The 17,899-nt window shown below is 68.8% G+C and carries 17 protein-coding genes and 3 tRNA genes; 11 read left to right on the forward strand and 9 right to left on the reverse strand.

Going from position 1 to position 17,899, the window contains the following annotated elements:
• Positions 1–17: 17 nt before the first annotated feature.
• The 4 genes from gyrA (at position 18) to ITJ55_RS14080 (ending at position 3,408) form a co-directional block, all read left to right on the forward strand.
• On the forward strand, positions 18–2,705 hold the full coding sequence (gene gyrA / locus ITJ55_RS14065) for a DNA gyrase subunit A (RefSeq protein WP_194595950.1): 2,688 nt from the start codon (positions 18–20) through the stop codon (positions 2,703–2,705).
• Positions 2,698–3,105 (forward strand): DUF3566 domain-containing protein, encoded by a 408-nt coding sequence (locus ITJ55_RS14070; protein WP_194595951.1) that lies wholly within the window; start codon positions 2,698–2,700, stop codon positions 3,103–3,105. The genes gyrA and ITJ55_RS14070 overlap by 8 nt, the downstream gene beginning before the upstream one ends.
• Positions 3,106–3,178: 73 nt before the next feature.
• Positions 3,179–3,252: transfer RNA gene (locus tag ITJ55_RS14075), tRNA-Ile, on the forward strand.
• 83 nt (positions 3,253–3,335) lie between these two features.
• A tRNA-Ala gene (locus ITJ55_RS14080) sits at positions 3,336–3,408 on the forward strand.
• Between the two features lie 279 nt (positions 3,409–3,687).
• Here the strand turns inward: ITJ55_RS14080 and ITJ55_RS14085 are convergent.
• Positions 3,688–4,224, reverse strand: a complete 537-nt coding sequence (locus ITJ55_RS14085) for a hypothetical protein (RefSeq protein WP_194595952.1) — start codon at positions 4,222–4,224, stop codon at positions 3,688–3,690.
• A gap of 137 nt (positions 4,225–4,361) precedes the next feature.
• Between ITJ55_RS14085 and ITJ55_RS14090 the strand changes: the two genes are divergently transcribed.
• Complete coding sequence (locus ITJ55_RS14090) at positions 4,362–4,901, forward strand: peptidylprolyl isomerase (protein WP_056260212.1); 540 nt, start codon at positions 4,362–4,364, stop codon at positions 4,899–4,901.
• Positions 4,902–5,753, forward strand: coding sequence for a rhomboid family intramembrane serine protease (locus ITJ55_RS14095; protein WP_194595953.1), 852 nt, complete (start codon positions 4,902–4,904; stop codon positions 5,751–5,753).
• Between the two features lie 160 nt (positions 5,754–5,913).
• Here the strand turns inward: ITJ55_RS14095 and ITJ55_RS14100 are convergent, their stop codons facing one another.
• Positions 5,914–6,228: a cell division protein CrgA gene (locus ITJ55_RS14100; protein WP_194595954.1), complete on the reverse strand. Its 315-nt coding sequence runs from the start codon at positions 6,226–6,228 to the stop codon at positions 5,914–5,916.
• 70 nt (positions 6,229–6,298) lie between these two features.
• On the opposite strand from ITJ55_RS14100, the gene ITJ55_RS14105 reads away from it, so the two are divergent.
• Genes ITJ55_RS14105 through ITJ55_RS14115 form a run of 3 tightly spaced genes read left to right on the forward strand, consistent with a single transcriptional unit; the run spans position 6,299 to position 7,874 of the window.
• Positions 6,299–7,075, forward strand: coding sequence for a class E sortase (locus ITJ55_RS14105; protein WP_194595955.1), 777 nt, complete (start codon positions 6,299–6,301; stop codon positions 7,073–7,075).
• A gap of 2 nt (positions 7,076–7,077) precedes the next feature.
• Positions 7,078–7,239, forward strand: a complete 162-nt coding sequence (locus ITJ55_RS14110) for a hypothetical protein (protein ID WP_194595956.1) — start codon at positions 7,078–7,080, stop codon at positions 7,237–7,239.
• Positions 7,236–7,874, forward strand: a complete 639-nt coding sequence (locus ITJ55_RS14115) for an aminodeoxychorismate/anthranilate synthase component II (RefSeq protein ID WP_194595957.1) — start codon at positions 7,236–7,238, stop codon at positions 7,872–7,874. Before ITJ55_RS14110 ends, ITJ55_RS14115 begins: the two co-directional genes overlap by 4 nt.
• Before the next feature lie 51 nt (positions 7,875–7,925).
• Here the strand turns inward: ITJ55_RS14115 and pknB are convergent, their stop codons facing one another.
• From pknB to ITJ55_RS14150, 7 genes are all read right to left on the reverse strand, one after another.
• On the reverse strand, positions 7,926–9,632 hold the full coding sequence (gene pknB, locus ITJ55_RS14120) for a Stk1 family PASTA domain-containing Ser/Thr kinase (RefSeq protein ID WP_194595958.1): 1,707 nt from the start codon (positions 9,630–9,632) through the stop codon (positions 7,926–7,928).
• A 156-nt stretch (positions 9,633–9,788) separates the two neighbouring features.
• On the reverse strand, positions 9,789–11,591 hold the full coding sequence (locus ITJ55_RS14125; protein ID WP_194595959.1) for a protein kinase: 1,803 nt from the start codon (positions 11,589–11,591) through the stop codon (positions 9,789–9,791).
• Entirely contained in the window at positions 11,588–13,063 is a 1,476-nt protein-coding gene (locus ITJ55_RS14130) for a penicillin-binding protein 2 (RefSeq protein ID WP_056260203.1), read from the reverse strand. The genes ITJ55_RS14125 and ITJ55_RS14130 overlap by 4 nt, the downstream gene beginning before the upstream one ends.
• Positions 13,063–14,418 (reverse strand): FtsW/RodA/SpoVE family cell cycle protein, encoded by a 1,356-nt coding sequence (locus tag ITJ55_RS14135; protein WP_194596068.1) that lies wholly within the window; start codon positions 14,416–14,418, stop codon positions 13,063–13,065. Before ITJ55_RS14135 ends, ITJ55_RS14130 begins: the two co-directional genes overlap by 1 nt.
• Positions 14,419–14,503: 85 nt before the next feature.
• Positions 14,504–15,751 (reverse strand): PP2C family serine/threonine-protein phosphatase, encoded by a 1,248-nt coding sequence (locus ITJ55_RS14140; protein ID WP_194595960.1) that lies wholly within the window; start codon positions 15,749–15,751, stop codon positions 14,504–14,506.
• A 6-nt stretch (positions 15,752–15,757) separates the two neighbouring features.
• Positions 15,758–16,279, reverse strand: a complete 522-nt coding sequence (locus tag ITJ55_RS14145; RefSeq protein WP_194595961.1) for an FHA domain-containing protein — start codon at positions 16,277–16,279, stop codon at positions 15,758–15,760.
• Positions 16,276–16,989 carry a DUF3662 and FHA domain-containing protein gene (locus ITJ55_RS14150; protein WP_194595962.1) on the reverse strand — a complete coding sequence of 238 codons (714 nt, stop codon included), beginning with the start codon at positions 16,987–16,989 and terminating at the stop codon, positions 16,276–16,278. Before ITJ55_RS14150 ends, ITJ55_RS14145 begins: the two co-directional genes overlap by 4 nt.
• A 108-nt stretch (positions 16,990–17,097) precedes the next feature.
• On the opposite strand from ITJ55_RS14150, the gene ITJ55_RS14155 reads away from it, so the two are divergent.
• Positions 17,098–17,181: transfer RNA gene (locus ITJ55_RS14155), tRNA-Leu, on the forward strand.
• Between the two features lie 93 nt (positions 17,182–17,274).
• Positions 17,275–17,874, forward strand: coding sequence for a hypothetical protein (locus tag ITJ55_RS14160; RefSeq protein ID WP_194595963.1), 600 nt, complete (start codon positions 17,275–17,277; stop codon positions 17,872–17,874).
• The last annotated feature ends 25 nt before the right edge of the window (positions 17,875–17,899 follow it).

Raw genomic sequence — 17,899 nt, forward strand, 5'->3', positions numbered from 1 at the left:
ACGACAAACGGAGAATCATGGCCGACGAGCCGACAGACACCCCCGAGGGCACCGACGCCGAGGGGGCACAGACCTTCGCCGCGGCACCGAAGCGCGACAGCATCGAGCAGGTCGACCTGCAGCTCGAGATGCAGCGGTCGTACCTCGACTACGCGATGAGCGTCATCGTCGGGCGCGCCCTGCCCGAGGTGCGTGACGGCCTGAAGCCCGTGCACCGCCGCGTGATCTACGCGATGTACGACGGCGGCTACCGCCCCGACCGCGCCTTCTCGAAGTGCTCGCGTGTCGTGGGCGACGTCATGGGTCAGTTCCACCCCCATGGCGACACGGCCATCTACGACGCCCTCGTCCGGCTCGTCCAGCCCTGGAGCCTCCGTTACCCCCTCGCGCTGGGTCAGGGCAACTTCGGTTCGCCCGGCAACGACGGTGCCGCCGCCCCCCGGTACACCGAGACGAAGATGGCTCCGCTCGCGCTCGAGATGGTGCGCGACATCGACGAAGACACCGTCGACTTCCAGGACAACTACGACGGCCGCACGCGCGAGCCGGCGATCCTGCCGAGCAGGTTCCCGAACCTGCTGGTCAACGGCTCGGTCGGCATCGCCGTCGGCATGGCGACGAACATCCCGCCGCACAACCTGCGCGAGGTGGCCTCGGGCGCCCAGTGGTACCTCGAGAACCCCACCGCCACGCGCGAAGAGCTGCTCGAGGCGCTCATGCAGCGCGTCAAGGGCCCCGACTTCCCGACCGGCGCGCAGATCCTCGGCGTCCGCGGAATCCAGGACGCCTACCGCACGGGTCGTGGCTCGATCACCATGCGCGCGGTGGTGTCCGTCGAAGAGATCCAGGGCCGCACCTGCCTCGTCGTCACCGAGCTGCCGTACCAGGTCAACCCCGACAACCTCGCGATCAAGATCGCCGAGCTCGTCAAAGACGGTCGGATCGGCGGCATCGCCGACATCCGCGACGAGACCTCCGGCCGCACCGGCCAGCGGCTCGTCATCGTGCTCAAGCGCGACGCCGTCGCCAAGGTCGTGCTGAACAACCTCTACAAGCACACCAGCCTGCAAGAGAACTTCGGCGCGAACATGCTCGCGATCGTCGACGGCGTGCCCCGCACCCTCGCCCTCGACGGCTTCATCTCGGCGTGGGTCGACCACCAGATCGACGTCATCGTCCGTCGCACGCAGTTCCGCCTCAAGAAGGCCGAAGCCGACGCGCACATCTTGCGCGGCTACCTCAAGGCGCTCGACGCCCTCGACGAGGTCATCGCGCTCATCCGTCGGTCGCCGACCGTCGAGGAGGCGCGCGCGGGCCTCATGGACCTCCTCGAGGTCGACGAGATCCAGGCCTCGGCCATCCTGAACCTGCAGCTGCGTCGCCTGGCCGCCCTCGAGCGTCAGAAGATCCAGGACGACGCCGACAAGCTCGAGCGCGAGATCGCCGACTACCAGGACATCCTGGCCAAGCCCGAACGCCAGCGCACCATCGTCAGCGACGAGCTCGCCGAGATCACCGACAAGTTCGGCGACGACCGCCGCACCGAGATCATGTTCGGCTTCGACGGCGACATGAGCGTCGAAGACCTCATCCCCGAAGAAGAGATGGTCGTGACCATCACGCGCGGCGGCTACGTCAAGCGCACGCGCAGCGACAACTACCGCAGCCAGCACCGCGGCGGCAAGGGCGTTCGCGGCGCCCAGCTGCGCGCCGACGACGTCGTGGACCACTTCTTCGTCACCACGACGCACCACTGGCTGTTGTTCCTCACGAACAAGGGTCGGGTCTACCGCGCCAAGACGTACGAGCTGCAAGAGGCCGGCCGTGATGCCAAGGGCCAGCACGTGGCCAACCTGCTCGCCCTGCAGCCCGACGAGCAGATCTCGCAGGTGCTCGACATCCGCGACTACGAGGTCGCCGACTACCTGGTGCTCGCCACCCGGGACGGCCTCATCAAGAAGACCGCGCTGACCGAGTACGACACGAACCGCACCGGCGGCATCATCGCCATCAACCTGCGCGACGACGACGAGCTCGTCTCCGCCCTGCTGGTCGACGAGCACGACGACCTGCTGCTGGTCTCACGACACGGCATGTCGCTGCGCTTCACGGCCACGAACGACTCGCTGCGGCCCATGGGGCGCTCGACCTCGGGCGTCAAGGGCATGACCTTCCGCGACGACGACACGCTGCTCAGCGCCTCCGTCGTCGGCGAAGAGGGCTACGTGTTCGTCGTCACCGAGGGCGGCTACGCCAAGCGGACGGCCGCCGACCAGTACCGCGTCCAGAACCGTGGCGGCCTCGGCATCAAGGTCGCGAAGCTCGCGGAGGCGCGGGGCGACCTCGCCGGCGCCCTGATCGTCGGCGAGGACGACGAGGTGCTCGTGGTCCTGTCCGGAGGCAAGGTGGTCCGGTCGGCCGTCTCCGAGGTGCCGGCCAAGGGACGCGACACCATGGGCGTCGTCTTCGCCCGCTTCGCCAGCGACGACCGCATCATCGCCGTGGCCCGCAACAGCGAACGCAATCTCGTGGCCGAGGTCGACGAGAGTGCGGACGCCGTGGCCGAGGCCGTAGTGTCTGTCGAGGCCGTCGACTCCCTCGACGCCGACAACGAGATCCCCACGACCGTCGCCACGTCGGTCGAAGCCGAGTCGACCGACGACGAGGCCACCGGAACCGCCGGAGAGGAAACGAACAATGAGTAGTGTCGCCGAGAGACTGCAGAAGAAGGCGAAACGACCGTCCGGTACCAAGCAGGTCCGCCTGAAGCTCGTCTACATCGACTTCTGGTCGGTCGTGAAGCTGGCGTTCCTGATCTCGGTCGCGATCGGCATCATCACCGTCGTCGCCACCTTCTTGATCTGGGCCATCCTCAACCAGACCGGCATCTTCGACGACCTCGACGCCCTGCTGCGCGACATCCTCGGTGACTCGAACTTCTCGATCCAGGACACCTTCAACGTCGGCCAGATCATGCTCTTCTCGATCGTGGTCGCCATCCTCAACGTGGTCGTCGGCACGGTCCTCGGGGCCATCGTCGCCGTCCTCTACAACCTGAGCGTCCGCATCACCGGTGGTCTGCTCGTCGGCTTCACCAACAACTGATCCACCGCTCGAGTCGGCGCGACCCGCCGATTCGAGTTCGCCGTCGTGGTGCTGTAGGCTTTACGACGGTCCGGGGGCTATAGCTCAGGCGGTTAGAGCGCTTCGCTGATAACGAAGAGGTCATAGGTTCAAGTCCTATTAGCCCCACGCAGTACCGGTCTCGTCTCCACCTCGGCTCACGCCGACGGCGAAGGCCAGATCGTGCTCGTTCCCCCGGCGACCGGGGGGCCGGGGCCTTAGCTCAGTTGGTAGAGCGCCTGCTTTGCAAGCAGGATGTCGGGAGTTCGATTCTCCCAGGCTCCACTCGATTGCCTTGCCCCTGCTCGCTGACTTCGTCAGCTAGCAGGGGCAATTCTCGTTCTGTGCTCTTCGCTGCGCCGCCGCCCCTGCGGCGCAGGAGCGGCGTGCTGGTATGGGGCCCTCCGGGCCCGTGTCGGCTTCGCCGACGGGGAGTGCGACGTTCAGCGGGGTAGGGGCTGGATCTGAGGCCAGGGCTGGGGTCCGCTGCCGCTGTTGCGGGGGCGGGGACGACGAAGGGCCCGCCTCCGGGGGGAGGCGGGCCCTTCGTGGGGGTGCGGGTGACTAGGCCTTGGTGTCGGCGTCGTCGTCGGCGACCCAGAGCTCGTCGTCGGCACGCAACGTCTGCACGGCCGCGAAGACCAAGGCGCCGAGGGCGATGACGCCGACGCCGATCAGCAGGACTCCGCCGACGCCGGGGCCCGACTTCTGCTGGTGGGGGACGTACTTCGACGCAGCCTTCTTGCCCTGCTTCTTCGCGTTCTTGACGGCCTTCTTGACCCGGGGGTCGTTCGCGAGGTCGATGTTGCCGAGCGCCGACGAGAACGCGGGGTAGACGTCGTGCTTGAGGCGGTCCTGGGCGACGGACGCGTAGTGCGAGCCGGTCGACAGTCCCTGCGAGACGACGGGGCGGACGTTCGAGTCCACCGCGTTCTTGATCTGCGGCACGACCTTCTTGTTCGCGATCTTCACGGCGTCGTCACGGTAACCACCGATCACCTTGCCCGCGTGATCGATCACGCCGCGCTGTTCACCCCACACCGCCGCAGCGTGCTTCTTGAACTTCTTGAGTTCTTTCTTCTGCTTGCGTGACAGGGCCATGAACGTTCCTCCAACGAGTAGGCAGTGGAGCCAGAGTTGCTGGCCCGTCCCAGTGTGGCACGGAGCTTCCTGACAGGTCACGGCACGCTACCTGAGGACTCGCTGGCGCGTCGAGGTCGCTGTGGAAGAATGACGGCATGTCATCGCACACCGCTGTCGCCACCCTCACGACCAACCACGGCACCATCAAGGTGAACCTCTTCGGCGACCACGCCCCGAAGACCGTCGCCAACTTCGTCGGCCTCGCCACCGGCACCAAAGAGTGGACCCACCCCGCCACGGGCAAGGTCAGCACCGACAAGCTGTACGACGGTGTCGTCTTCCACCGCATCATCAAGGACTTCATGCTGCAGGGCGGCGACCCGCTCGGCCAGGGCGTCGGCGGACCCGGCTACCAGTTCGACGACGAGATCCACCCCGAGCTGAACTTCAACGCTCCCTACATCTTCGCCATGGCCAACGCCGGCTCGCGCGGCGGCAAGGGCACCAACGGCTCGCAGTTCTTCATCACGACGGTCCCGACCCCGTGGCTGCAGGGCAAGCACACCATCTTCGGCGAGGTCGCCGACGACGAGTCCAAGAAGGTCGTCGACGCGATCGAGGCCGTCAAGACCGACGCGCGTGACAAGCCGCTCGACGACGTGGTGCTCCAGAGCGTCACCATCGACGAGGTCTAGGTGAGCGATCCGCACGACCGGGCGAACTACTGCTACCGGCACCCCGACCGGCAGAGCTTCGTCCTGTGCCAGCGGTGCGGTCGCACCATCTGCGGTGAGTGCCAGACGCCCGCCGCCGTGGGAGTCCACTGCCCCGAGTGCGTGAAGGAGGCGCGGGGCAACGCACCGCGCCTCCAACCGCAGGTCGTCACCCGCGTCCGCAGCGCCTCCCGGCGTGGCGCGCCGGTCGTCACGTACGCCATCATCGGCGTGACGGTCGCGGTCTTCCTGGCTCAGCTGGTGACGGGTGGGGCCGGCAACGGCCTCGTCACGCAGGCCCTGGCGTTCTACGCCCCGCTCGAGATCAGCCAGCCGTGGCGGGCCGTGACGACGATGCTCGTCCACGGCAGTTTCTTCCACATCCTGTTCAACATGTACTCGCTGTACATCTTCGGGGCCGAGCTCGAACGCCAGCTCGGTCGGGGGCGCTTCGCGGCCCTGTACGTCATCTCGGGCATCGGCGGTTCGGCCGCCGTCGCGCTGCTGGCACCCGGCAGCCTCGTCGTGGGTGCGTCCGGCGCCATCTTCGGTCTGATGGCCGCGTTCTTCGTCATCGCCCGCAGCCTCGGCGGCCGCAGCATCCAGCTGCTGGTGCTCGTGGGCATCAACCTGGCGATCGGGTTCATCATCCCGGGCATCGCGTGGCAGGCCCACCTCGGGGGCATCGTCGTCGGCGGGGCCATCGCGTTCTTGTTCTCGAAGACCCGTCACCGGTCCAAGCACGCGCTGCAGATCGCCGTGCTCGTCGCGATCGGGGTGATCGTGCTCGCCGCGCTGCTCGCGCGATCGGCCCAACTGGTCGGCCTCATCTGACGGCTCGACCCACGAACGACGAGAGGCGGCTCCCCATCGGGGAGCCGCCTCTTCTCGTCGGCCGACGACACCTCACCCGTCGGACTTATCCACAGACAAGTTATCCACAGGGTTTCCCACAATGGGGATAGTTACAGGCGTGTAAGTTCGAAGGTGCGTTCTAGCGCCAGCGAGTGGTCATCAAGAATCCGATGAACATGATGCCGAAGCCGACCAAGATGTTCCACGAACCGAGCGACGCCACGGGCAGTGTGCTCTGACTGACGTAGAACACCACGATCCAGGCGAGCCCGACCAGCATGAAGCCGAACATGACGGGCTTGAACCACACGGGGTTCGGCGCGTCCTCTGCGGTGCGGGCGGGCTTCGTGCTGCGGTTCGTGTCTTTGGCCATGGCGCACAGTGTACCGTGGGCCGCTTTTCGGGTCTGGGAGGCCCGTGCCCTGCGACCTCGGGCCGACGGACTTCTCCACATCCTCTCCACATGTCCTCCACAGAGGGGGGCCACCGTCTCGGGGGGACGGGCGCCCATCTAGGATCGAATCATGACGGACCACGGGGGCGACGCCCCGCGCGCACGACGCACGAGTCGGCGGCCACGACCCCGCGCCTCCTTCGTCAGCGTCCTCGGTGAGCTCCTGATCACGGCCGGCGTGCTGGTGCTGCTCTTCATCGGCTGGCAGCAGTGGTTCAACGACCTCGTCGTGGCGGACGAGTACAAGGGCGACGCGGCCCAGCTCAGCCAGCAGTTCGCACAGTCCGCGACCAAGGCCCCGGCCCCCGACGCCGACGGGTCGTACGGCGAACCGCCGGCCGGGACGCCACCGGCCGAGACCGAGAAGTTCGCGAACTTCTACGTGCCGCGGTTCGGCGCCGACTACGCCGTGCCGATCGCGGGGGGCACGAGTACGGTGCGCACCCTGAACAAGATCGGCATCGGTCACTACGACGAGACCCAGATGCCCGGGCAGGTCGGCAACTTCGGCATCGCCGCCCACCGCACGACCTACGGGGCGCCCTTCAACAAGATCGCCGACCTCCGAGAGGGCGACAAGATGTACGTCCAGACGCAGGACGGATGGTTCACCTACTCGTTCCGCAACCTGCAGTACGTCCCGGCGACGCAGGTCTCGGTGCTCCAGCCGGTGCCCGACGCCCCCGACGTGTCGGCCACCTCGGGCGACCGACTCATCACGCTGACGAGCTGCAACCCGATGTTCACCGCCCAAGAACGCATCGTCGCGTACGGCGTGTTCGACTCGTGGCAACCGCTGACGGCCGGCGCTCCCGCCGAGCTCGCGGCTGCCGGGATCGGAGGCTGACGATGTACTCCGCACTCTGGCGGCTGCTGCCCGGGCCCTGGTGGGTCCGGTTGCTGCTCGTGCTCGTCCTCGTGGCCGTGGTGCTGTTCGCCCTGGTCGAGTGGGTCTTCCCGTACGTCAACGAACTCCTGCCCGCCCCCGACGTCACCGTGGAGCAACCATGACGCGCATCCTCGTCCTCGACAACTACGACAGCTTCGTCTACACGTTGAACGGCTACCTCCAGCAGCTGGGGGCCGAGACCGACGTCGTCCGCAACGACGCGTTCGCCGCCGCCGAGACCGCCGACCGGATCGCCGAGTACGACGGCGTGCTGCTGTCTCCCGGCCCCGGGACGCCCGCGGCGGCCGGCGTGTCGATCGACGTCGTGCACGCGGCCGTGGCGGCGGACAAGCCGCTGCTGGGCGTCTGCCTCGGTCACCAGGCCATCGCCGAGGCCCTCGGGGCCACGGTCACCCACGCCGACGAGCTGATGCACGGCAAGACGTCGAAGGTCGAGCACGACGACAGCGCGTTCTACGACCGAGTCCCCCAGCCGTTCACCGCCACGCGGTACCACTCGCTGGCGGTCGTGGACGAGACGGTCCCCGAGACGCTCGAGGTCACCTCACGGACGGTGGGCGGGGTCATCATGGGTCTGCGACACCGGTCGTCGCCGCTGTACGGCGTGCAGTTCCACCCCGAGTCCGTGCTCACCCAGGGCGGCTACCAGATGATCGGCAACTGGTTGTCGGTCGCGGGCCTGCCCGGTGCCGCCGAGACGGCCACGGGGCTGGACCCGCTCGTCGACCTGGGCTGAGCTCGGGCGGGTTCGACCGACCTCGGTCGAGCGAGACGTGAGCCGGCGGGCTCAGCCGGTGCAGATGCGGAGCGTGATCGCAGAACCCTGCGCGACGTCGCCGGGGGGGACGCTCATGCCCGACACGGTCTCGCCGGTGCACCCGGGGTCGGACTGTGGGGTGACCGTCAGGCCCAGCGCGTCCTGCAGGGTCGTGATCGCCTCTTGTGACGGCTGACGGGTGACGTCGGGCAGTTGCACGAGGCCGTTCGAGATCACCAGGTCGACGCTGGAGCCGAGGGCCACCTGGGCAGCCGACTCGGGGTCGCTCGACAGGACGGAGCCCTCGGGCACCGTCGGAGAATAGTCGGTCTTCTGCTGGCCCCGCTCGAGACCGGCGTCGGTGACCGCCTGCCACGCGGCGTCGACCGTCTGGTCGGTGACGTCGGGCATCGAGGTGAGCTCGGGCCCGGTCGAGACCGTCACCGTGACCGCGAACTCTTTGGGCACGGACGTGCCGGGCTGCGGGTCGGTCGACATGATGTCGCCGGCGTCGATGGTCTGGCTGGTCGCCTCGGCCCGCACGGCCGTCAGGCCGAGGTCGTCGAGACGGGCCGAGCCCGTCTCGAAGCTGACCCCGACGAGGTCGGGGATGCGCGAGGACTGCGCGTTGTCGACCGTCGGCGGGGTGAGGTTCACGACCCAGAACACGACGGCCACGATGACGACGGCCACGAGGACGATGCCCGCCCAGATCCATGCCACGGGGGGTCGCGTCTGGGTCCGCTGCGGTCGGCCGGTGTCGTCGGACTGCAACTCTTTCAGCGCAGCCTCGCTGCCGGCGCTCGCGAGCGGGTTGACCCCGAAGAGCGTCGAGCCGGCGTCGACGGCATGCGGTCGACGTGCCGGCGCGCGCCCGGCGGCGGCGGCTTCGAGGTCGTCACGGAACTCGGCGGCGCTCTGGAAGCGGTCGAAGCGGTCTTTGGTGAGGGCGTGCAGCACGACGGCGTCGAGCGCAGGGCTGACGGCCCGCCGGACCGTGCTGGGCGGGACCGGCGGCTCGCTGACGTGACGGTAGGCGACCGCGACGGCGGAGTCGCCCGTGAAGGGCGGCTCGCCCGTGAGCAGCTCGAACAGCATGACGCCGGTCGAGTAGAGGTCGGTGCGCGCGTCGACCGTCTCGCCGCGGGCCTGCTCGGGGCTGAAGTACTGTGCGGTGCCGAGGATGGCCGTGGTCTGGGCGACCGTGGCGGCCGAGTCGCTGATGGCTCGCGCGATGCCGAAGTCCATCACCTTGACCTGACCGGAGTTGGTCAGCATGACGTTGCCGGGCTTGATGTCGCGGTGGACCACGCCGGCCCGGTGCGAGTACTCGAGGGCCGTGAGCACGCCCGCGGTGATGCGGACGGCCTCGTCGGGGTCGAGCGGACCCTCGGCGACGATGTCTTTGAGGAGGCGGCCCTCGACGTACTCCATGACGATGAAGGGGACCACGACGTCGAGCCCACGGCTGTCGCGGACGACCTCTTCGCCGGCGTCGAAGACGCGGACGATGGTCGGGTGCGCCATGCGGGCGGCCGCCTGGGCCTCTTGCCGGAACCGCGACCGGAAGGCCGGGTCGGTGGCCAGGCTGGGCTTCATCAGCTTGACGGCGATCTTGCGACCGAGACGGGCGTCGGTGCCGACGTGGACGTCGGCCATGCCACCGCGGCCGATCAGGTCACCGATCTGGTACCGGTTGGCGAGGAGATGGATGCTCTCTCTCACACCTTCAGCCACGCCTGTTCTCCCAACGACCCACCCCTGTCTGGCGACACGGTCGGAGCCAGTGTACCGGGGCGGACTCCCCCGGACTGGGTACGGGCCTCGGTCGCGGGGATGATTGTCAGGGCATCGTGACCCCGGGCGGACGAGCGTCCGGGGTCACGATCGGGCTCACTGGTTCGGGTCGTTCTCGCCGGTGCCGGCGCTCTCGCTCGGCTCGGCGCTCGGGTCCGTCGTCGGCGCGGCGGTGACCGTGACGGTCACGCCGGGCGACGGCTCGGAGGCGATCTGGCCGCAGTTCGCCACGTAGCTGACGGTGAGGTTTCCGGCCGTGGAGGCCGTGACCGTCAGCGACGTCGCATTCGCGCCGAGACCGCCGGCCGCCTGGCCGGAGGTGTCGGAGCCGCCGGTGATCGTGTACGAGTAGCCGGTCAGCGAGTAGCCGGTGGGGCAACCCGTGTAGGCGGGCCAGCTGATCGTGGCGGTGTCGCCGGCCTCGATCTCACCGGGACTCGCCGTCGGAGTCGACGGCTGTGCCGGCGTCGGGGCGGCGCGGTAGATGTAGATCGTCACCGAGGACCCCTTCTCGAGCACGCCCGTGGGGTCGATGCTCGCGACGGTGCCGACCTGGTCGGGGCTGGGGGCGCTCGAGCCCGCATCGGCCGAGTCGACCTGCAGGTCGAGGTCCTCGAGGGCCGCGCGCGCCGCCGCCTCGGTCAGGCCGACGTAGTCGCCGGACGAGACGGTGACCGTGGTGGGCGTCGGTGACGGCGTCGTCGTCGTGCGGCTGGGTGACGGAGTCGCGCTGGACGTCGTCGGCACCGGGGCCGGGTCGTCGGTGTTGCCCACGGCGAAGACGATGCCCACCACGAGCGCGACGACCGCCAGGACGGCGAGCACGATCAGCGGCCAGAACCAGGGGCTGCGCTTCTTCTTCTCGTCGAGTTCGTCGTCGCCGTCGCGCAGTGCGTCCGGATCGGCCGAGCCGGCCACGTAGCCCGCGGCCGCGCCACCGGCGGCGCTCTGGGCGCGCGTGGCGAGGGGGTCGAAGAGCTGGGTCGTGGCGTCCTGCGCGTTGAAGGCCTGGGTCGGGGCGTCGACCGGCGTGTTGGCGGCCGCTCCGATGGCCGGCACGGCGACGGTCGCCGCGGCGACGTCGCCGCGACGCAGCGCGCGAGCCGCCTGGGCGAGGGCCGAGGCGGTGGCGGGACGCTCGCCGGGCTTCTTGGCGATGCACGACAGGACGAGACGGCGCACGGGCTCGGACACGGTCGACGGGAGGTCGGGCGGCTGCTCGTTGATCTGGGCCATGGCGATGGCGACCTGCGACTCGCCCGTGAAGGGGCGACGGCCGGCCAGGGCCTCGTAGGCGACGATGCCGAGCGAGTAGATGTCGGTGCTCGGTGACGCCGGGTGGCCGCTGGCCTGCTCGGGCGACAGGTACTGGACGGTGCCCATGACCTGACCCGTGGCCGTCAGCGGCACCTGGTCGGCGATGCGTGCGATGCCGAAGTCGGTGATCTTCACCCGGCCGTCGGGGGTCACGAGCAGGTTGCCGGGCTTGATGTCGCGGTGCACGAGACCCGCCGCGTGGGCGGCCTGCAAGGCCGACGCCGTCTGCGCGACGATGTCGAGGACCTTGTCGGTGGGCAGCACGCGATCGCGTTCGAGGACGGTCGACATGGCCTCGCCCGGGACGAGCTCCATCACGAGGTAGGCACTGCCCTCTTCTTCGCCGTAGTCGAAGACGTTGGCGATGCCCTCGTGGTTGACGAGGGCGGCGTGGCGCGCCTCGGCGCGGAAGCGCTCGAGGAACCCGGGGTCGCCGAGGTACTCGTCCTTGAGGATCTTGATGGCGACCGTGCGGCCGATGACGAGGTCGGTGGCTTCCCACACCTCGCCCATGCCGCCGATGGCGACTCGGGTCGACAGCTGGTAACGCCCACCGAAGGTGACTCCGCCGGATGGTCTCATTTGTTCAGCACCGCCTCTAGTACTTTCTTCGCGATCGGTGACGCGACACTGTTGCCGAATGCGGACTGGCCTTGCCCGCCGCCGTTCTCGACGACGACGGCGATCGCCACCTCGGGGTCGGCCGCGGGTGCGAACCCGGTGAACCAGAGGGTGTACGGATCGCCGGGGCCGTTCTCGGCCGTCCCTGTCTTGCCGGCGACGTCGACGCCGTCAATTCTTGCATTGCTCGCCGCACCGTTCGCGACGTCCTGCACCATCATGTCGGTCATCGTGGCCGCAGTCTGGGAGCTGATGGGCTTGCCGTACTCGGACGGCGAGAAGTCCTCGACCGGGCTCAGGTCGGGGTTGAGGACGCTCTCGATCAGCGTCGGGTCCATCTCGGTGCCGCCGTTGGCGATGGCGGCCGAGACCATGGCCATCTGCAGGGGGGTCACCCGGTCGGAGCCCTGCCCGAACGACTGCAGCATCAGGGTCGCGTCGTTGATCGCCTGACCCTTCGAGTCCTCGATCGGGAACTGGCTCGGCGTGACGGCCTGCGGGATGCCGATCGAGTCGTCACCGAAGCCGAACTTCTGAGCCTGCTCTTGGAGGGCCTCGGCCCCGAGTGCCTGACCGAGCTGCGCCATGGGGATGTTGCACGACAGCCGCAACGCCGTGGCGATGGTCGCGGTCTCGCCGCCGCCGCAGCTTCCGCCCTCGGCATTGTTGATGTCGGTGGTGGTGCCGGGCAGCGTCAGCGTCGACGGGTTCGGGAACTCGCTGTCGGGGGTGTAGTCGCCGCTCTCGAGGGCCGCTGCCGTCGTGATCAGCTTGAACGTCGAACCGGGTGCGTAGAGGTCGCCCTGGATGGCCCGGTTCTGCAGCGGCGCCGAGGGGTCGGCGATCAGGGAGTCGTAGGCGTCGGTGACGGTCTGGCGGTCGTGGCTGGCCAGCGGGTTCGGGTCGTAGCTGGGCTTCGACACCATGGCGAGGATCTTGCCCGTCTTCGGGTCCATCGCGACGACCGCGCCCGAGTTCGAGCCGAGCGCGTCGTAGGCGGCCTGCTGCACCGTGGGGTCGAGGGTCAGGTTGACGGTGGCGCCCTCGGGGTCCTGCCCCGTCAGCAGCGAGTTCACCTGGTCGAAGAACTGCGAGTTCGCGTTGCCCGTGAGGTAGCGGTTCATCGCGTCCTCGATGCCGCGCGCACCCTGGCCGAGCGTGTAGTAGCCGGTGACGGGCGCGTAGAGGTCGGGCTGCGAGTAGGTGCGCTGGAACTCGTACTGGTCGTCGACCGGGGTGGACTGTGCGACCGCCTGCCCCCCGACGAGGATGGGCCCGCGCTGTGCCGAGTAGCTCTCGAGCAGCGCCCGGGAGTTGCGGGCGTCGGCGTTCAGGGCGTCCGCCTGGAACGCCGTGATGTAGGTCGTCGAGAGGAAGAGCGCGACGAACATGGCGAGCACCACGTAGCTCACGCGTCGGAGTTCTTTGTTCATCAGCCGATCACCAGCCTCGGTTGGTCGCGGACGGAGTCGGACAGTCGCAGCAGCAGGGCCACGATGATCCAGTTGGCCACGAGCGAGGAGCCGCCCGCGGCGAGGAAGGGGGCCGTCAGGCCGGTGAGCGGGATGACCCGCGTCACGCCGCCCATGACGACGAAGACCTGCAGGGCCACGACGAAGGCGATGCCGACGCCGAGCATGCGACCGAAGTCGTCCTGCCCCACGAAGCCGATGCGGAAGCCGCGCGAGACCAGCAGCAGGTAGAGCGCGAGGATCGCGAAGAGGCCGGCGAGGCCGAGCTCTTCGCCGAGCGACGCGAAGATGTAGTCGCTCTCGGCGAGCGGCGTCGTCTCGGGTCGGCCCTGACCGAGCCCGGTGCCGATCAGGCCGCCGTTGGCCAGGCCGAAGAGCCCCTGGACGAGTTGGAACGACCCGCCCACGGCGTCGTACTCGGACTGGGCGAACGGGTTCAGCCAGGCGGCGAAGCGACCCTGCACGTAGCCGAGGAAGGTGCTGGCGACGAGTGCGCCGCCGACGAAGAGCCCGAGGCCGAGGATGATCCAGCTCGCCCGCCCGGTGCCGACGTAGATCATGACGAGGAAGAGCCCGAAGTACAGCAGCGAGGTGCCGAGGTCGCGCTGGAAGATCAGCACGCCCATCGCCACGAGCCAGACGATCAGGATGGGCCCGAGGTCTCGAGGGCGGGGGAACCGCATGCCGAGGATCTTCGGCCCCATGAGCGACAGGTTGTCACGGGCGGTGACCAGGTAGCCGGCGAAGAAGATCGCCAACGTGATCTTCGCGATCTCGCCCGGCTGGAACGAGAACGGGCCGATGTCGATCCACACGCGGGCGTTGAGGCCCTCGCGGCCGATGCCGGGCAGCAGCGGCAGCAGCAGCAGCACGATCGAGACGAACATGGCGATGTAGCGGTACCGCGAGAGCACGCGGTAGTTGCGGATCACCAGCAGCACGGCGAGGGCGATGACCATGGCCAAAACCGTCCAGACCATCTGCTTGATGCCGAGCGCCGCCCAGCCCTCGCGGCCCTCGGCCAGGTCGAGGCGGTAGATCATGGCGATCCCGATGCCGTTCAGCGTGACCGCGATCGGCATGACGAAGGGATCGGCTTCTCGGGCCACGACGCGCAGCACCACGTGGAAGATCAGCGCGAGCCCGAGCACCATCGACCCCGCGATCAGCACGGTCGGGTCGACCTCGCCGGTCGCGCCGAGCTGCACGAGCACCATCGCGCCGGCCGCGACGCCGCAGGCGATCAGCAGCATGAGCAGCTCGAGGTTGCGCAGGCGTGCGGGTTCGCGCAGGCGCAACGAGATCGCCTGCGTCATGTTCGTGGGACGCGACGCCTTCGCGGACGAGCCGCGCGCGCCTCCTACGCGACCGATGACCTCGGTGGCGTCGCCGCCGGGGGCGTCAGGGGTTGCTGGCATCGGCCAACCTCTCGACGATCGCCCGGGCGTCCGCGAGGGAGCCGGCGTTGATGGTGTCTTCGACGGTCGTCTGCGTGTAGTTCGGCAGGTCGTCGACCTGGACGTCGGTCGTCTCGTAGACGCTCGAGAGGGTGATCGGCCCGAGGCTCTGCTGCACGCCTTTGTAGATGACGACGGTGCCGCGTTCTTCGCCGACGTAGTAGTGGTCTTGGGTCCACTGGTAGGTGAGCACGAGGCCCGCGACGAGCGCGGCGACCGCCACGACCAGGGCCGTCAGCCAGGTGATGCGGCGGCGTCGGCGTCGGCGCTTGTCTTCGGCGATGAGCTCGGCGAGGTACTCGTCGCTCTCGGGCTCGAAGTGGCTGTCCTCCGGCGTCGTGGCGACCTTGAGCGGGTGCAGCAGGATCGTCGGCAGGCGCAGCTGCTTGCGTCCGGCGTCGCTGTCGAAGCTGAGGGGGGCGGAGGCCGAACCGACGGTGACGGGCTCGTCGAGGGCCGAGTCGCCGGACTCGTCGACGTCGACGATGACGACGGTGACGTTGTCGGGTGCGCCGTGGTCGAGGGTCTCTTTCACCAGGCGCTTGGCGGTCTGCTCGGCGTCGAGGCCCATGGCCAGCGCCTTCTTGATGCGTTCTTCGGCGAGGTAGCTGCTGAGGCCGTCCGAGCAGATCAACCAGCGGTCGCCGGGCTGTGTGCCGAGGGTCGCCGTGTCGATCTCGGGGGCCGCGTCGACGTCGCCGAGCACGCGCATGAGCACGCTGCGCCTCGGGTGCACGGCGGCCTCTTCGGGCGTGATGCGGCCGCTGTCGACCAGGCGCTGCACGAAGGTGTGGTCGGCGGTGATCTGGCTGAGCTCGCCCTCGCGGTACAGGTAGATGCGCGAGTCGCCGATGTGGGCGATGGCCATGCTGTCGCCGACGCGCAGCATCGCGCTGACGGTCGTGCCCATGCCGGTGAGCTCTTGGTGTTCGAACACGGTCTCGGCCAGCAGCTGGTTGGCCGCGATGAGCGACGACTGCAGGGCGAACTCGGCGTCGCCGGGCGAGGTGTAGACGCGGTCGGTCTCACGTATCCGACGGATCGCGATGGCCGAGGCCACGTCGCCGCCCGCGTGCCCGCCCATGCCGTCGGCCACGACGAAGAGCTGCGTGCCGGCGTACCCGCTGTCTTGGTTGTTGGAGCGGATCTTGCCCACGTTGGACAGGGCGGCACTCTTGGCGTGAGTCGTCATGAGTGCCTACCGTCGGAGCTCGAAGCTCGTCTGCCCGATCGTCACGGTCGCGCCGGTGGGCACGGGGGTGGGGACCGACACTCGCTCACCGGCGAGGAACGTGCCGTTGGTGGAGTCGAGGTCTTGCACGACCCAGCGGCCGTTCCAGAGCATGAGGCGCGCGTGGTGGGTCGAGGTGTAGTCGTCGCGGATCACGAGGTTGCTCTCTTGCGACCTGCCGATGGTGAGAGGGCCGTCGCCGAGCGGCATCTCGAGGCCCGCCTTGGCACCCTTCGTGATGACGAGGCGCGTCGCACGGCCGTCACCCTGAGGGTTCGGCGTCGGCGCGACGGGCGCCGGGCGGGCAGAGGGCGCAGGAGGCGCGGTGGCGGTCGAACTCGCCTTGCCGGGTGTCGCGTCGGCGGGCATCTTGCGCGCCCGCTGCCCGAAGAGGTCGCTTCTCAGCGCGAACACGATCACGAAGACGAACAGCCACAGGACGGCCAGGAAGCCGAAGTGGAGCACCAGCAGGGTGAGGGCTGAGGTCATCGTCGGCCACCCGTCGAGTCGGGCCCGTCGAAGGGGTCGGGCGTCGATGACTGGGGGAGCACGCGGAACACGATACGCGTACGACCGATCTGGATCACCGAATCGGGCTGCAACGGCGCCTTCGTCAGCGGGTTGCCGTTGAGCTTGGAGCCGTTCGTCGAGCCGAGATCGCGGACCTGGGCGCGCGAGCCGTCCCAGAGGATCTCGACGTGCTGACGGGAGGTGCCGGTGTCTTGGACGGTGATGTCGGCGTCGCTGCCGCGGCCGATGATGGTGCGGGCACCGCTGAGCTCGCGGCGCTTGCCGTCGATCTCGACGAAGGGCTTCCAGGTCACCTCGCCGCGCAGGTTGCGCGAGTCGACCGACATGATGCCGACGCTGAGCGAGTCGTCCTCACGCAGGCGGATGCCGAGGGGGCCGGCGAACTGGTACCCCTGGGCGGTGGCGTGGCGCTGCGTGAGCTGGGTGAGCTCGTCGATCAGGGCCGGGCCGATGCCGGACATCTTCTCGTAGTCGACGGGGGCGAGGCGCACCTGGAGTTCGTTGGGCACGAGGATGCGGTCGCGCGAGACCACGGCAGCCTTGGTGTCGAGCTCGCGACGCAGGGCGTTCGTGATCTCGAGTGGTTGCACGCCCGAACGGAACGTCTTGGCGAAGGCGCCGTTGACGGCGCGCTCCAGCCCGCGTTCGAAGTTGTCGAGCAGTCCCATGGGTCTCCAGGTTCGGGGTCTCTGGTCGCCCGATCTTAGCCCGAACGAGTGAAAGGTACTCACCGGTGCTCTTCCGGCCATCCGACGCGTGCTAAAGTCTACGAGTTCGCGCGAGTGGCGGAATTGGCAGACGCGCTGGCTTCAGGTGCCAGTGCTCGAAAGGGCGTGGGGGTTCAAGTCCCCCCTCGCGCACGAACGTGAAGGCTCACCTCCGGGTGGGCCTTCTCTTTTTCTCGGGCCCGTTTCCGGGCCTGCTCACCGGCCCGCAGGTGCTTGGCTGGTGCCATGAACCAGCAGAGCGGGGTCGTGTTCGCGTTCGACGAGATGCTCTTCGACGAGTTGGCGAAGGACCCGTGGGTGCCCCGCAACCAGGGCATCGTCGTCGACTCCGACCGCCGCGTGGTGGGTCGCCGCGACGGCGTCGTGGTCAGCGTCACCGACCTGCCCCCGGTGTACGCGCACGCCGACATCGGGCCGAGGGTCAGCAGCATGCAGTCCTTCGTCACCGTCGGCGACCTCGTCTCGTGGATCGTCCGGACCATCGAGGGCACTCGCTTCACCTCGGCCGCCGACGACCTCGACGAGGAGGCGCGGTTCGAGATCGCGACGGACGCCACGCTCCACGGGTTCCGCGACGACCTCGAGTGCATGGTCATCGCCGACCTGTCGGACATGCGATTCGGACAGGATCGCGAACTGACGCGCTGTCGCCTCGAGGTGACCCGCGCCTCCGGGGGGCCGGTCGCCTGGGCGCTCGTCGTCGAGGGCACGGGGCACCGGATCGAGTCGGACACGGTCGAGGCCGCGGAGTTCGTCGGCCGGCAGCTCAACGACATCGCGATCGACGGCGACCCGCTCGCCCTCGAGGCCGTGCTGCCGCTCTGAGACGTCGCGGCCCGATCAGCGGGTG

This window comes from Frigoribacterium sp. VKM Ac-1396 (genome assembly GCF_015350895.1).
GTDB lineage: Bacteria > Actinomycetota > Actinomycetes > Actinomycetales > Microbacteriaceae > Frigoribacterium.